This is a genomic window from Acinetobacter sp. YH12117 (assembly GCF_013418865.1).
Taxonomy (GTDB): Bacteria; Pseudomonadota; Gammaproteobacteria; order Pseudomonadales; family Moraxellaceae; genus Acinetobacter; species Acinetobacter indicus.
In genome coordinates this window covers 38,412-53,895 of sequence record NZ_VPBF01000005.1, presented here as the reverse complement: position 1 = coordinate 53,895, position 15,484 = coordinate 38,412, and the positions used below count along the sequence as shown (strand labels likewise).

The following is a 15,484-nucleotide window of genomic DNA, read 5'->3' as shown; positions in this document are numbered from 1 at the left end:
ATTTATCCTTGTGAGAAAAGACAGTTGCTTCATGCAAAATATCTTTTACTGTTTATTCAAATTACTCTATGACTTTCTGTTTTACCGAATTTAACGGCATTCGTCTAGCCAGTAAATGTCCAAAGATCAAGGCAAACATATACATGAAGATGGTGTAAATGGCGGCAGGAATGGCAATCTGGGGGCTTTGTAGTACCGACAGTGCCAAGGTTAAAGACAGCGCGGTGTTATGAATACTCATAAAGAAACCGCAGGAGCGTGCCTGCTGTTCGGGAATGTTCATCAGCTGTGGCAGCACATAACCAGCCACCAGACTGACAAAAGCATACAGGGCGGTGGCCAGTCCAACCTGTTCCATATACTGCGCCAGCTGATAGCGCTCCTGAAAGAGCGCGAAAAAGAACAGGGCAAAAATAAAATATACCGACATGCGTCGAATTGGTTTACTCAGCCGTTTGGCCAGCTCTGGAAAAGAGGAGCGAATGGCCATCCCTAAACAGACTGGTACTAAAATTAGCAGGAAGGTATAGGCAATCCGCTCAATTGGCATGTTAATTTCGGTCTGATCGGCCATGAAATAGCGCATGGCAATGCTAATGATAAAAGGCAGGGTTAAAATGGCCATCACCGAATTGATAGCGACCACGACAATATTCAGGGCTACATCGCCTTTATAGACATAACTGAACAGGGCAGAGGTGGAACCACTAGGGGTAGCTGACAGCAGCATCAGGCCCACCGCCAGCAAAGGAGGCAGTTCTAAAAACAAGCAGAGAATAAATGCCAGTCCAACCAGCAAGACCTGCCGGGTAAACAAGGCAATAAAAATGACTTTCGGTTGCTGATTGACCCGAATAAAATCTTTAGGGCTGAGTAGCAAGCCCAAACCCATCATTAATACCGCCAAGGTTAGCGGTAGAAAGAAGGTAAAAATGCCGCTTTGCATGGCATCATCCTATTTAATTCTTATTTTCCCCAGTTTCAGTGTAATTGAGTTGAGTTTTAAATCAACCATAAAAATAATAAAAACAGCCATTTACTTGGTAATAAATGGCTGTTTTCTTGATTGAGTTCACATATTTTAGCTAGATGTGAATCGGGTTGGAGTTTACATTTGAGCAGGACGCGGCGGGGTAAATCCAAGGGCACATTTACCACGAACTTCTGCACCGGAAATGGTTGCCGTGGTTGCATTCATGTCTTGGCCACAGGTGGTATACAGTGCAGCTTCATCACCCTGAATATCGAGTTTTCTGTCTGCCGGGAAGAACTGTGGCTGGCAGGTACCGTTCCAGATAATGCCACGATAGGCAAAGCTGACAGCAGCACCTTGAGATTTGCCTTTACAGACATTCTGATAGCGCTGTGAATCGTACACTTTTTCAACTTTGTCATTTGCCTGTACAGCTGCAAATGGAGATAAACATAAACCGCAGAGGATGGATGAGAGGAGTATCTTCTTATTCATAATTCGTACCTGTGCTTGTTTGTAATGAGTACATGATTTAGGATAAAAAATAATCAAAATAAAACAACCTATATCTGGTTAATTTTTAATATGAAATGTTTTTATTTGCGGTATATCTGCAACGTTCATTTACATTGCCAGGCGATCAATCAGGTGAAAAACCACGAGAAAATCCAAATAAAATTGACTTAATCTGTCAACTTATACGCCGGCTTTTGCTATAATATTCTGTCATTTCTTTTTATCTCTCAATTTACCACTATGCATTATCCTAAAGTTTACGATGTCATTGTTATCGGCGGCGGTCACGCGGGTACGGAAGCGGCTTTGGCTGCGGCGCGTATGGGCCGACAAACCTTGCTCTTAACTCATAACATTGAGACTTTGGGGCAGATGAGCTGTAACCCGGCCATTGGTGGTATTGGTAAATCGCATCTGGTGCGTGAAATTGATGCCTTGGGCGGTGCGATGGCGCTGGCTGCCGATAAAGGCGGGATTCAATTCCGTATTCTGAACTCGCGTAAAGGTGCTGCAGTGCGTGCCACACGTGCACAGGCTGATCGGGTTCGCTATAAAGCTGCCATTCGTGAGACTTTGGAAAACCAGGCCAATTTGGATATTTTCCAGCAAGCGGCGGATGACCTGATTGTAGAAGGCGATACCGTTAAAGGTGTGGTCACCCAAATGGGCATTCGCTTTGATGCTAAAACGGTAGTATTGACTGCCGGGACCTTCCTGGGTGGTGTGATTCACGTCGGTCTGGAAAAATCCAGCGGTGGTCGTGCCGGTGATCCACCCTCTATTTCTCTGGCACACCGTTTACGTGAATTGCAGCTGCCGGTGGGCCGTTTAAAAACCGGGACTCCACCGCGTATTGATGCACGTTCAGTTGATTTTTCGGTGATGACGCCGCAGCCGGGTGATTTCCCGTCTCCAGTGATGTCATTTATGGGCGATGCGTCGATGCATCCTGAACAGGTTAACTGTTATATCACGCATACCAATGAAAAAACCCATGACATTATTCGTGGTGGTTTGGATCGTTCGCCAATGTATACCGGCGTGATTGAAGGGGTAGGTCCACGTTACTGTCCTTCGATTGAAGATAAAATTCACCGTTTTGCCGACAAAGATTCGCACCAAGTGTTCTTGGAGCCTGAAGGCTTAGATACCCACGAGCTGTATCCAAACGGTATTTCAACTTCACTGCCTTTTGATGTGCAGTTTGAATTGGTACGCTCAATCCGTGGTATGGAAAATGCCCATATTCTGCGTCCGGGTTATGCGATTGAATACGATTATTTCAACCCGCAAGCGTTGAAATTCACTTTGGAAACCAAAGCGATTAATAACCTGTACTTTGCCGGTCAAATCAACGGTACCACCGGTTATGAAGAAGCTGGTGCGCAAGGTCTGCTTGCAGGTTTGAACGCTGCACGCCGTGCCTGGGATCAGGAACAGTGGACGCCAAAACGTGATGAAGCGTATATGGGCGTACTGGTTGATGACCTGATTACCTTGGGAACCAAAGAACCGTACCGTATGTTCACCTCACGTGCTGAATACCGTTTAATGCTGCGTGAAGACAATGCGGATCAGCGTTTAACTGCAATTGGTCGTGAACTGGGTCTGGTGGATGATGCACGCTGGAATGCTTACTGTGAAAAAATGGATGCAGTTGAGCGTGAGAAAGGCCGTTTACAGCACTTGTGGGCTGCGCCAAATAACCCGATGGGTAAAAAATTCGTTGAAATGACGGGTGCAGACCTTTCTAAAGAGTGTTCTGCAATTGACCTGCTAAAACGTCCAAACATCACTTTTGCGCAAATTGCCGAACTGACTGGTTCAGAAGTATCGCAGCAAGTCGGTGACCAGATTGAAATTGCGGTGAAATACGAAGGGTATATCAACCGTCAGCATGAAGATGTAGCGCAGATGAAACGTCTGGAAGAAACCAAAATCCCGGCTGATTTTGATTATGACGGCGTATCTGGTCTGTCGCGTGAAATCACCATGAAGCTGAAACAGGTATTGCCGGAAACTCTGGCACAGGCCAGTCGTATTCCAGGCGTGACTCCTGCGGCAGTTCAATTGGTGATGATCACCATTCGTAAAAATGCCCAAGCCCGTAAATCTGCTTAAAAGATCCTAATTTGTGAAAAAGCCCGCGGTTGAGATCGCGGGCTTTTTTATGTGCTGAATAAATAAAGTGGAAATTGAGTTTAAGAAAAAAACAGATTTAAGCTGCAGATCTTATGATTTCACAGATGATATTGGAAGCGTTACAGTCATCTTATCCAAACAGAGAGGAGTGCACGATGACCTTAAAAACCATTCGTTATAATACGGCTGAACTGGCATGCTAACGGCAATCGCATCCTGTTCAACTTCCCTAAAATCAGCAGCGATAACAACAAAATTGAAAAGAAAATAAGTAAATGTTAGGTCCCAGACTTGGGACCTTTTTTATTCATTGATTTGATGCACAGCGTCAGACACTTCTGCCGGCTCAATCTGTACCAGTTTTTTGCCAAAACTGCGCAGCCACCACACCAGTTGCGAGGTAAACGGCACATTGGAAATGACCTGATACAAGCCATTGTCCAGCTGGATAATCTGCTGGTCTTTGCTTAAACGGGTTTCTTCAAAATAATGTGCATCGGCTTCTGACATGGTCAGTTTCAACTCGATATTTTCAGTCGGCTTGCTGTAATCGACTCTAAAGCCCAGCGCGCCGGATTCAATATAGGCATCAATATCAAAATTAACCGGATGCAGGGCGCGGGAATTTAATACCTCCGCCGATTTAAAGCGATGCAGGGCAAAGGTCTGAATATCGGTTTTGTCGTGTCGGGTGCAAATCAGATAAATCACTGCACCTTTTTGTACCAGTGCCAGCGGATTCAGAATATAGGTTTTCTCTTCCGAAGCCGTGGTACGTGGATGGTAAACACATTCCAGCTGTTTATCCTGCAATAAGCCTTCATAAATGGCCTGTTGTGCGCTTTTATCGACCACTGGCGGAATCAGCGGCTGAATGGCCGGCACAATCCGCACCCGGTTAATCCACTGGCGGACATTGTTCTGGGTCGACAGGCTGCGCCGTGCCAGATCAAACCATGGAGTCATTTCCTCAATCAGGCTAGGTGGTAACAGATGTTTGAGATGTTCTTCCACCATCATAAAGGTGACTGCCTGTGAGCTGGTCATGTGCGGCAGGCTTTGTAGCGGTGCATCGGAGCGCCAGCGCCAGCCTTGCGGGACGGTGCCATTATTTTCAATCGGGAAGCGCTGCGAAATCTGGTTTAAATCACGCTGGATGGTACGTAGGCTGATATCAATGCCTTCACGTTGCAGAATTTCCTGTAATTCACGGGTGCCCATCCATTTTCCGGTAGAAAGGCGGGACAGGATTTGCCACTGGCGATAGAGGCTATTGGACGTTTCTTTTTCTTGTGTCGACATATTGGAATCAGCGCTGAGATAAATATTGGAGAGTACATGGCTATAGTCCACACAATAAGAAATGTCATGCTTTTTGGCAAGTGGCAGGCACGAGGTCTGGCGATAAATTGATACAAGATGAAGCAAAATAAGATTTGTTTTATCTGTACAGATCGGCGATAAAGAAAGAGTGAATGCTAAGTCACAATTATTGGCACTGGAATTGCTTATATAAAATTAGAAAGGATAACAATGATGAGGTTTGTATGCTGAAAGAAAATCAAGATACAAATTCAATAGATACAATAACATCAGACCATCTTTTAGAGCGGGTGCAGGTCTCGGTGACCGATATTTCGCTGCCGCAGCAAAAATCATCTGTATTATTCGAACAATTGAAATCTGAATTTTTTAATGAATTGTCGGGCGAACAGAGCCTTGCCGATAGTGCCGCGCAGAAAATCGAACAATGGCTGACCCAGCACAGTTTAGAAGAACTGACAGCACTGAATGATGCCGCCAAAGCACATTTTCTGTATCAGGGAATTACCTTTACCGTGTATGGCGATCAGGAAGGCACCGAGCGCACCATTCCTTTTGATATTATTCCGCGGGTTATGGCCCGGCAGCAATGGAATACAGTGGCCTTGGGCTGTGCCCAGCGTACCCGGGCGCTAAATCTGTTTTTACATGATATTTATCATCAACAGGATATTCTAAAAGCCGGTATCGTACCGGAACTGCAGGTGCTGACCCACGAAGCCTATCAGCCACATATGCTTGGTCATGGTCTGAAGGGTAAGGTCTATAGTCAGATTAGTGGCATTGACATTATTCGTGATCAGCACGGTGAATTTTTTGTGCTGGAAGACAATTTAAGAACGCCATCGGGTGTGTCTTATATGCTGGAAAGCCGCAAGATTAGCCAGAAACTGATTCCAGAGCTGTATCAGCAGAATAATATTCAGGGCATTGAGCATTATCCACAGCTTTTAAAAGAAATTCTGGCCGAAAATGCCTATGTCGATCAGCCTTTTATTGTGGTGCTGACCCCGGGGCGCTATAACAGTGCCTATTATGAACATGCATTTTTAGCCCGTGAGATGGGTGTACCTTTGGTAACATCGAGTGACCTGTTTGTATTAAATGACAAGGTTTATGTGAAAACGGTGCGGGGCAAACAGCAGGTTGATGTAATTTATCGCAGGGTAGATGATGCATTTTTAGACCCGCTCTGTTTCAGACCGGACAGCACCCTGGGTGTGCCGGGCCTGATGTCGGCCTATTTACAGCATCACGTCGTCATCGCCAATGCGCCGGGTACCGGGGTGGCCGATGACAAATCCATTTATCCTTATGTCGATAAAATGATTCATTTCTATTTGGGTGAACAACCAATCTTAAATAATGTCCCGACCTATCAATGCCGCGAAGCAGATGATCTGGCCTATGTGCTGGAACATCTGGAACAGTTGGTAGTGAAAGAAGCACAAGGTTCAGGTGGATATGGCATGCTGATTGGTCCTCAAGCCTCCGAGGAGCAACTGGCCGAGTTTAAAATGAAAATTCTGGCCGCACCGCAAGCCTACATTGCCCAGCCGACCCTGAATCTGTCGGTGAGTCCGACCTTAACCGAACAGGGCATTGCCGAACGGCATATTGATTTACGTCCTTTTGTGCTCAGCTCGCCTTATCGTACTGAAATTGTTCCCGGTGGCTTAACCCGTGTGGCCATGCAGGCCGGTTCGCTGGTGGTCAATTCATCTCAAGGTGGTGGCATTAAAGATACCTGGGTGGTTGATCCCTTACATTCATAACAACTCCCAAGGAGAATCATGTGATTTTACTGAGTCGTAATGCACAGCAGATTTTCTGGTTGGGTCGTTATTTGACCCGCATCCAGTATTTATGCAGTCAGTTTCCATTTAAATATAATGATGATGCCTTGCAGTATGCACACGCCTTCTGTTTGCCAGCCTTTGATGCGGCATCTTTAAATGAGCTGATTCTAAATCCGGAACAGCCCGCCTCTTTTCATCAGCAGTTTCAGTATGCCAAAGATAATATTCAGGATTTACGCGGGGTCTTGTCGGCACATGCCTATGCCGAATTAAACCAGTACATTAAAAATGCCAAAGAAAATCCGGCCTATATCTGTGATGTGGTCGGAGATTGTCATGAAGTCTTAGAAGCTGAAGCATCTGATATTTTTCTGTTCTTTAAATTGGGCCAGCATCTCGAGCAACTGGACCGGCAATTGCGCTTAAAGCAGGATATTCAGGGCACGGTCTATTATATTGAAGTGGTGGTGGGATTATTGACCCAAGCCGGCTGGGATTCTTTATCCGAAATCTGGATGAAGCTGAAGCAGCAGCCCGACAGCATGCATTTTTACCAGTTTAGTGACCATATCCAGCAACTGTTCGAGGCCGATGCATGAGGCTCATGATTAATCACCAGACCCATTATCATTATTCGGCACCGGCCTGTAACAGTATTCAATATATTAAAATGACCCCGCCGAACAATGCCCATCAACAGGTTCATCATTGGGCGATTAGTGTGCCAGGGGAATCCGAGATTAAACAGGATGCTTTTCAGAATATCTGGATGACCAGCACCCAGCGCTTTAGCTATCAAAGTCTGAGTATTATGGCGCAGGGCATTGTCGAGTTGCGTCCGCAGATGCGATGGGGCCTGCAAGATCAGCTGAATCCCTATCTATTTTTACAACCAACAGCCAGCACGCTGTGCAGCCCTGAAATGCAGTGTTTTGCACGGCAGTATGTGTTGCAGGTGAATCGTGACAACCTGATCCGTTTGTCAGAAGCGATTTTAAGCCATATGCCATACCGTCCGGCCCAAACTTCGGTGCAGACCACCGCCATTGAAGTCTTTCAGGCCAAACAGGGCGTCTGTCAGGACCATGCCCATGTGCTGATTGCCATGTGTAAATCTTTAGGCATCCCGGCACGTTATGTTTCCGGTTATTTATATAGCAGCAACAGTTCACATCTTGCCAGCCATGCCTGGGTAGAGGTATTTTTAGAACAGCACTGGTACTGTTTTGATGTCAGCAATCTGGCTTTTCAGCCAGACTCGCATGTCTATCTGGCCGTCGGGCGGGATTATTGGGATGTGGCGCCGGTCCGTGGCGTAAGAGAAAAAGGCGGCATCGAGCACATGCAGACCATGGTGCAGGTTCTGGCCTGCTAAGTAATGGATGACAATTAAAAGGATAATGCTATGACGTATTGCTGTGCGCTGCGTTTAAAAGATGGTCTGGTGTTTATTAGTGATTCGCGTACCAATGCCGGGGTCGATCACATTTCGGTATTTCGCAAGCTGTATACCTTTGGCGTGGAAGGCGAGCGCCTGATTACCATTCAGACCTCGGGTAACCTGGCGACCACACAGGCAGTCATCGGTCATTTAAAAAATCATCTGACTTTAAACCAGGAACCGCATTTATATAGTGTCAAAACCATGTTTGAAGTGGCAGAATTGGTGGGTTGTTTGCTGAAAAAAGTCATTCAGGATGTCACTGACGATAAAGACGAGCAGCATAATTATTATTGCAATTTGCTGGTGGGTGGACAGATCAAAGGCGAGCCGATGCAGCTGTATCATATCTATCCACAAGGCAATTTTATTTGCGCCACGCGCGATACCCCATTTTTCCAGATTGGGGAAAGTAAATATGGCAAACCAATTCTTGACCGGGCCTTGCGTTACGATATGTCATTAGAAGATGCCTTGCGCTGCGGCCTGATTTCTTTTGATTCTACTTTACGTTCTAATGTGTCCGTGGGGATGCCGCTGGACTGTATGGTCTATCATAAAGACAGCCTGCATATTCCTTTGGGCAAACGCATTTACGAAGAAGACCCGTACTTTGAATATATCAGCAAGCAGTGGTCCGATACTTTAAGACGCGGGTTGCAGGAATTGCCGGTGCCAACCGAAGATTATTTGACTTAAAAGCTCAGTCCCTTTATTTTAATCAAGTTTTCCTTGAATGATAAATCCTTAAGAAAATCAAAAAATATTCGTACAGATCATGATGAGGACTTGAATATGTTTCAGCTTTGCTATGCCAGCCAGAGTACCTCGACGGCTGAAAATTTACTGCAAGATTTACGCAATATTCTGATCGAAGCGCGCAATGCTAATACCCAGCATCAGGTATCGGGTGTGCTGTGCTATGCAGAGGGTTATTTTTTTCAATGTCTGCAAGGTGATGAACAGGCCGTTCAGGAAATTTTTGCCGGGATTGTTGGTGATTCGCGTCATCAGAATATCCAGATTTTTACCGAGAATCATGTTGCCCAGCAGCGTTTTCAGGATTGGGCCATGAAATATGTGATGCGTAATAGCGAGATCAAAGCCTATTTTCAGCAACTCGGTCATGCGCAATTTTTACCGCATCAATTAAATGCCACACAGGTTGATGGATTGCTTCAGGTGCTATATGAGGCGCTAAATCATTCGGTGGTAGATGAGGTGGCTTAAATCTGCTGCCTGCGTTATAAAAAGAATAAAAAAAGAACCTCCATTGAGATTCTCTTTTATTGAAAAGATTAAATAACTTTACGGTCCGGACGCTGGGTTAAGCGGCACAACAGCTCATAACCAATGGTGCCATTGGCTGCTGCGACATCATCCACTAATCGTTGCTTGCCCCAAAGCTCGACTTCCGTGCCTAACTGAACATCCAATCCAGTTACATCAATAGCAATCATATCCATGGCAACACGACCGACTACAGCTGCTTTTTGGCCTTTAATGGCGACAAAATTCTGCGCAAAGAAGGCACGTGGATAGCCATCACCGTAGCCAATGGACACAATAGCCAGTTGCATAGCTTTATCGGCAGTAAAGGTCGAGCCATAACCAACCTGTTCACCGGCCTGAATCTCATTTAAGGCAATAATTTCTGCGCTAAAGGTCATCACCGGTTTTAAATCTAGTGCATAAATATCTCGGTCTGCAAACGGAGTTGCGCCATAAAGCATGATACCGGGACGGACAAAATCAAAATGCAGTTCCGGATATTTATAAATAGCAGCAGAATTACAGCACGAAGCTAAAATCGGTGCGCAGTCGTTTTTTACTTCCAGAAACTGACGGATCTGTTCATCATTCAGTGGATGATCAGCATCTGCATTGGCAAAGTGCATCGCCAGAACACAGGTAAAGCCGGCCGATTTTAATTGCTGAATGACCTCTTTAATCACCTCAAGTTTAAAGCCCAGACGGTTCATGCCGCTGTTGAGCTTAACCCAGACTTTCAGGTTTTTAGAGATATAGGCATCTTTGTGCGCAATGAGCCATGTAACCTGTTCAGGCTGATGCACCACAATCTCGATATTCTGTTCAATGACAATTGGCATTTCATCTTTAGTGAACACGCCTTCAATCAGGGTGATGGGTTGCTGGAACCCCAGTTCACGAATTTCTAGTGCTTCTTGTAAACAGGCGACGCCAAAGGCATCGCTGTCTTGTAAGGCTGCTAAGCAGTCTTTAACGCCATGTCCATAAGCATTGGCTTTGACCATACTGACAATTTTGGCAGTTGGGGCAAGTTGTCTGACACGGTTTAAATTATATTGAAGCGCAGCGCGATCAATATAAACTGTAGCTTGGCGCACCCTTATTTACTCCTACAGGGTCATGGAAAGGCAATGATGGCTGAATTATTCATCATCATCGTACTGAGCATAAAACTCAGGGGAAAGGTTACTAAAGCGGGTGTATTGGCCTTCAAACGCCAGACGCACGGTGCCAATCGGGCCGTTACGCTGTTTACCAATAATAATTTCGGCAGTACCGGCTTCTTTAGATTCCTTGTTATAGACCTCATCACGGTAAATGAACATGATCAAGTCGGCATCCTGCTCAATCGCACCCGATTCACGAAGGTCGGACATTACTGGGCGTTTGTTGGGACGGTTTTCCAGCGAGCGGTTGAGCTGGGAGAGGGCAATGACCGGACACTGCATTTCTTTGGCTAAGGCTTTCAAGCTACGCGAAATTTCTGAAATCTCGCCGACACGGTTATCGCCCATGCCGGGTACTTTCATCAGCTGCAAATAGTCGACCATGATACAGCCGAGTTTGCCGCCGTGCTGTTTGGCAATCCGGCGCGCACGCGAACGTACTTCGGTTGGAGGGAGCGCTGATGAGTCATCAATATATAAATGCTTTTCCTGTAGCTGCAAGATGGTACCGGTGACTTTGGACCATTCATCGCCGCTGAGTTTGCCGGAACGTAAATTCCCCTGATGCACTTTGCCATACGAGGAAATCAGACGCATGGCAATTGAATCGGCTGGCATTTCCATGGAGTAAACCAGCGCCGGCAGGTCGTTATTGAACAGCACACTTTCGACCAGATTCATGGCAAAGGTGGTTTTACCCATCGACGGACGGGCCGCAACAATAATCAGGTCGCCGGCTTGCATCCCGGAGGTTTTATTGTCCAGCTCGACAAAGCCGGTGGTCAGACCGGTAATGTTGCCGTCCATTTGCGACAGTTCATTTAACTTGTCGAAGACATCGGCCACGACGGTATTAATGGCTTTCGGACCGGCATTTTTCTTGTTGTTATTGTGCTGCTCGGCAATCTGGAAAATATTGGTTTCAGCCAGGTCTAAAATTTCACTGACAGTACGGCCTTTGGTGTCATAGGCATTTTGCAGAATTTCCGAGCTGACTTTAATCATGTTTCTTAAGGTCGAAAACTCTTTAATTTTAGCCGCATAGGTTTCCAGGTTATAGAAACTCGATGGTGAATCGGCCATCAGCTGCATGAGATATTCTTCACCACCAATGGCATCAAGCAGATTGTGCTTGATCAGCCAGTCATTGACCAGAACTGCATCATAAGGCGAGTTTTCTTTGGCCAGGGTATCAATGGCACGGTAAATATATTTGTGTCGGGTGGCGTAGAAATCGGATTCCTGTAATACATCTCCGACCTGTTCCAGTGATTCGGCCACGGTCATGAGGGCAGCCAGAACGGCCTGCTCAATGGCCAGGTTATGTGGCGGGGTGCGAAACTCTTTGAGTGCACCGGAATCGTTGCTGGAACTCTCTGTTTTGACTGGAGTTGGTTTGGTGTTGGCCAGCGCCTGTGACATATAATTCCCTGATTTTAATACGATGAATACCAAATAAAACCGGTGGTCTTATAGCATGAATTCAATAAACGGTGTAATCACAAATCATACGCGCTCTGGCAAAAAAAGCGAGCAGATTTTAAGAACGGATAGCTTACAAAAAGGTGAGGAGATTTTTACAGAAATAAAAAAAAGAGCATGCCAAGGCATGCCCTTTTTTCTTGCGAGAAATTACTCAGATACGATAGTAACGAGAACTTCAGCAACAACATCATGGTGCAATTGGATTGCGATGTTGAATTCACCAGTGTGACGAAGCGCACCGTTTGGTAAACGAACTTCTGAACGGTCTACTTCTAAACCAGCGTTCGTTAACGCGTCAGCGATGTCACGAGTACCGATTGAACCGAATAATTTACCTTCGTCACCCGCTTTCGCAGTGATTACGATATTTACTTCGTTCAGTTGGTCAGCACGTGCTTGAGCAGCAGCCAATACTTCAGCTTCTTGCTTCTCAAGTTCAGCACGACGAGCTTCAAAAGCAGCAGTGTTTGCTTCAGTCGCAGCAACTGCTTTACCTTGAGGGATAAGGAAGTTACGGCCGTAACCAGCTTTAACTGATACTTTATCGCCTAATTTACCAAGGTTTTTAATGCGTTGTAATAAGATAATATCCACAGCTCAACCTCACTTATGATTGTCAGTGTAAGGGATCAACGCTAAGTAGCGAGCTTGTTTGATCGCAAGCGCTAATTGACGTTGGTAACGAGCTTTAGTACCTGTAATACGGCTAGGAACGATCTTGCCGTTTTCAGTGATGTACTGTTTTAAAGTATCGATATCTTTGTAGTCGATGTACGTAACGTTCTCAGCTGTAAAGCGGCAGAACTTGCGACGACGGTAAAAACGTGCCATTGATGTTCTCCTTATGCTTCAGCAGAGTCTTGGTTAACTTGTTGTGCTTCTTCACGTTGAGCTTTACGCGCACGTTTTTCTTCAGCACTCTTAGCCAGTAAAGACTCTTCAGTGATAGCGTTTTCACGACGGATGATTAAGCTACGAAGGATCGCGTCGTTATAACGGAACAATTCTTCAAGTTCATCAAGAGTCGTTTGACCACATTCAACGTTCATTAAAATGTAGTGCGCTTTGTGAATTTTGTTAATTGGGTAAGCCAATTGACGACGGCCCCAATCTTCTAAACGGTGAATTTGACCTTCAGCTTCTTTGATGTGAGTCAGGTAACGTTCTACCATACCCACAACTTGATCGCTTTGGTCTGGGTGTACCAAAAGTACGATTTCGTAGTGACGCATTGTCAGCTCCTTACGGTTTATGCAGCCCCTGACCAAATAGCCAGAAGCAAGGAGTCACAACCAGGGTTGTGTCGCAAAATTGCGAAGCGTGAATTTTAGTGCTTTTGCTAACGAAATACAAGCCATTGAACAAAGAGCTTGATCACTTATTTCAACAAAAGAGTGAGGTGGGGGAATTATGGTAATAAGCTTACTAATAGAGAGTAAGTATCTATAAATCAGAAAAAGAGATCGAAGAAAAGAAAACTGGAATTAGAAGGGGAGTCCCATCTTAAAAGATAGAGAGGGCTCTATCTTTTAAAAGAGGATGATTGAATTTGCAGGAGCTTGCGCAGTAATGCTGAAGCTTAAACTGATCACGGTAATTAAAATTACAGAGAACAGGAAAAAGCGTTTTGCCCACAGCTGATCATTTTCTGCTTTAAAGCCGAGGATGGCAATGTACAGCCAGTAAATACACAGGGCATTTAAAATCAGCAGATATAACCAGTTGGCATATCCAAATACAAATAAGGCATTCATGACCACTGTAAACAGAATCACATAAATTAGCGACTCTACTTTGGTGCGATACACAGAACGCGCCACAGGTAAAATTGGAATACCTGCATTTTTGTAGTCATCGAAGCGGTAAATGGCAATCGCCCAGGAATGCGGCATTTGCCACAGTGCATAGCCCAGAAAAATAATCAGGGCAGCCAGGTCAAACTGGTTTGCAACCGCAGTATAACCAATAACCGGTGGGCTTGCGCCCGAAATACTACCAATAATGGTCTGATGAATGGTGGTGCGTTTGGTCCATAAGCTATAAAAGCCGACATAAACTACAAAACCAATCACGGCAAAAAGGAAAGCGTACGCATTTACCCCAAACCATAAAATGCTAAAACCCAGTACACCCAGTACTAAAGCAAACGCTAAAGCAACCGGAACTGAAATGGTTTTTTTTACCATCGCACGATTTTGTGTACGTTGCATTTTTTGGTCGATGTCTTGGTCAATTACGTTATTAACCACACATCCAGATGCCACTACCAGGGTAGTGCCCAGAAGGGTAAGAAGCAGGAGAAGGAAATCTACAGAACCTTGAGTGGCTACAAAGTAGCCACCCAAAGTGGTAACGAAGTTACCGAAGAGAATTCCTGGCTTAGTCAGGAATAAATACTTTTTCAGCATGACAACCAGTTTAGATCATCATGTTGTAGTGAAGGTAGTTCATAATCCATACTGAACCGACTAACAGAATAGCGATACAGAGGATTGTATAAATAAACGCAATCACGTTCCAGCGTTGTTCTGAAGACGAGTTCATGTGCAGGAAGTAAACTAACTGTACAAGAACCTGAGCAACCGCAGTAATCGCAATAACTGTGACCAGCAGACTGCGGCTAAAACCACCTGCCATAACCATACCAAAAGGAATAACGGTTAAAATAACAGACAGGATAAAGCCAACAGAGTACTGCTTGAAGTTACCGTGTGATGCGCCAGCAGCGTTGTGATCGTGACCCATTATAGAACTCCCATCAAGTAAACGACGCTGAATACACAGATCCATACGATGTCAAGGAAGTGCCAGAACAAGCTTAGGCAAGCAAGACGACGCATGTTAGGTAGAGTCAAACCATATTTCTTGATTTGAATCATTAACACGATCATCCATACCAGACCAGAAGTAACGTGAATACCGTGCGTACCAACTAAAGTAAAGAACGCAGATAAGAACGCACTAACGCTTGGGCCATGACCAGCGTGAACTAAATGATTGAACTCATATAGTTCCATGCCAATAAAGATCGCACCGAAGATCCATGTGATGCCTAACCAAGTTAAAACTTTAGCAACATCTTTTTTGTATGCAGCCAGAACTGCAAAACCAAAGGTTACTGAAGAGATCAGCAGGGCGAAGGTTTCAGTTAAAACGAAACCTAAAGACTCGCCAAAAAGATCTTTTGCACTTGGAGTACCAACTGGAACGTGGCTGCTTAATACAGCGAATGCAATGAAGAGTGTACCGAAAATGATCAAGTCACTCATCAAGTAAGTCCAGAAACCAAAGACAGTGATGTCAGTATCATCGTGATGATGATGCTCATCGTGTCCGTGGTTGTCGTGATGAAGTACCTCAGCCATTG

At 45.2% G+C, this 15,484-nt stretch carries 17 protein-coding genes; 6 read left to right on the top strand and 11 right to left on the bottom strand.

Annotated elements, in window-relative coordinates:
* Positions 1-61: 61 nt before the first annotated feature.
* Positions 62-946 (bottom strand): bile acid:sodium symporter family protein, encoded by an 885-nt coding sequence (locus tag FTU55_RS03370; protein WP_180046187.1) that lies wholly within the window; start codon positions 944-946, stop codon positions 62-64.
* A gap of 162 nt (positions 947-1,108) precedes the next feature.
* Positions 1,109-1,468 carry a hypothetical protein gene (locus tag FTU55_RS03365; protein ID WP_045794918.1) on the bottom strand — a complete coding sequence of 120 codons (360 nt, stop codon included), beginning with the start codon at positions 1,466-1,468 and terminating at the stop codon, positions 1,109-1,111.
* A 261-nt stretch (positions 1,469-1,729) separates the two neighbouring features.
* On the opposite strand from FTU55_RS03365, the gene mnmG reads away from it, so the two are divergent.
* The gene (gene mnmG / locus FTU55_RS03360; RefSeq protein WP_016659103.1) at positions 1,730-3,610 is read left to right on the top strand and encodes a tRNA uridine-5-carboxymethylaminomethyl(34) synthesis enzyme MnmG; all 1,881 of its coding nucleotides are present in this window, start codon (positions 1,730-1,732) and stop codon (positions 3,608-3,610) included.
* A gap of 324 nt (positions 3,611-3,934) precedes the next feature.
* Here the strand turns inward: mnmG and FTU55_RS03355 are convergent, their stop codons facing one another.
* Entirely contained in the window at positions 3,935-4,933 is a 999-nt protein-coding gene (locus FTU55_RS03355; RefSeq protein ID WP_005178762.1) for a YafY family protein, read from the bottom strand.
* Positions 4,934-5,178: 245 nt separating this feature from the next.
* Here FTU55_RS03355 and FTU55_RS03350 point away from each other — a divergent pair, with 245 nt between their 5' ends.
* The 5 genes from FTU55_RS03350 (at position 5,179) to FTU55_RS03330 (ending at position 9,424) form a co-directional block, all read left to right on the top strand.
* Positions 5,179-6,729 carry a circularly permuted type 2 ATP-grasp protein gene (locus FTU55_RS03350; protein ID WP_005178759.1) on the top strand — a complete coding sequence of 517 codons (1,551 nt, stop codon included), beginning with the start codon at positions 5,179-5,181 and terminating at the stop codon, positions 6,727-6,729.
* Between the two features lie 20 nt (positions 6,730-6,749).
* Positions 6,750-7,352, top strand: coding sequence for an alpha-E domain-containing protein (locus tag FTU55_RS03345; RefSeq protein ID WP_045794921.1), 603 nt, complete (start codon positions 6,750-6,752; stop codon positions 7,350-7,352).
* Complete coding sequence (locus tag FTU55_RS03340; protein ID WP_180046185.1) at positions 7,349-8,128, top strand: transglutaminase family protein; 780 nt, start codon at positions 7,349-7,351, stop codon at positions 8,126-8,128. Before FTU55_RS03345 ends, FTU55_RS03340 begins: the two co-directional genes overlap by 4 nt.
* A 30-nt stretch (positions 8,129-8,158) precedes the next feature.
* On the top strand, positions 8,159-8,893 hold the full coding sequence (locus FTU55_RS03335; protein ID WP_104471041.1) for a proteasome-type protease: 735 nt from the start codon (positions 8,159-8,161) through the stop codon (positions 8,891-8,893).
* 96 nt (positions 8,894-8,989) lie between these two features.
* Positions 8,990-9,424, top strand: a complete 435-nt coding sequence (locus FTU55_RS03330; protein WP_104494634.1) for a BLUF domain-containing protein — start codon at positions 8,990-8,992, stop codon at positions 9,422-9,424.
* 68 nt (positions 9,425-9,492) lie between these two features.
* Here the strand turns inward: FTU55_RS03330 and alr are convergent, their stop codons facing one another.
* From alr to cyoC, 8 genes are all read right to left on the bottom strand, one after another.
* Positions 9,493-10,563, bottom strand: a complete 1,071-nt coding sequence (gene alr / locus FTU55_RS03325; RefSeq protein ID WP_180046183.1) for an alanine racemase — start codon at positions 10,561-10,563, stop codon at positions 9,493-9,495.
* Positions 10,564-10,608: 45 nt separating this feature from the next.
* Positions 10,609-12,054 (bottom strand): replicative DNA helicase, encoded by a 1,446-nt coding sequence (dnaB, locus tag FTU55_RS03320; protein ID WP_005178744.1) that lies wholly within the window; start codon positions 12,052-12,054, stop codon positions 10,609-10,611.
* A 210-nt stretch (positions 12,055-12,264) separates the two neighbouring features.
* Positions 12,265-12,711, bottom strand: coding sequence for a 50S ribosomal protein L9 (gene rplI / locus FTU55_RS03315; RefSeq protein WP_005178742.1), 447 nt, complete (start codon positions 12,709-12,711; stop codon positions 12,265-12,267).
* 9 nt (positions 12,712-12,720) lie between these two features.
* Positions 12,721-12,948, bottom strand: a complete 228-nt coding sequence (gene rpsR, locus FTU55_RS03310) for a 30S ribosomal protein S18 (protein ID WP_004719336.1) — start codon at positions 12,946-12,948, stop codon at positions 12,721-12,723.
* An 11-nt stretch (positions 12,949-12,959) separates the two neighbouring features.
* A complete protein-coding gene (gene rpsF, locus FTU55_RS03305; RefSeq protein WP_005178734.1) occupies positions 12,960-13,349 on the bottom strand; it encodes a 30S ribosomal protein S6 in 390 nt (129 codons plus the stop codon).
* Positions 13,350-13,646: 297 nt separating this feature from the next.
* Positions 13,647-14,525, bottom strand: a complete 879-nt coding sequence (cyoE, locus tag FTU55_RS03300) for a heme o synthase (RefSeq protein ID WP_127798743.1) — start codon at positions 14,523-14,525, stop codon at positions 13,647-13,649.
* A gap of 10 nt (positions 14,526-14,535) precedes the next feature.
* The gene (locus FTU55_RS03295) at positions 14,536-14,865 is read right to left on the bottom strand and encodes a cytochrome o ubiquinol oxidase subunit IV (protein WP_171301768.1); all 330 of its coding nucleotides are present in this window, start codon (positions 14,863-14,865) and stop codon (positions 14,536-14,538) included.
* Positions 14,862-15,482: a cytochrome o ubiquinol oxidase subunit III gene (gene cyoC / locus FTU55_RS03290; RefSeq protein WP_005178726.1), complete on the bottom strand. Its 621-nt coding sequence runs from the start codon at positions 15,480-15,482 to the stop codon at positions 14,862-14,864. Before cyoC ends, FTU55_RS03295 begins: the two co-directional genes overlap by 4 nt.
* Positions 15,483-15,484: the final 2 nt, after the last annotated feature.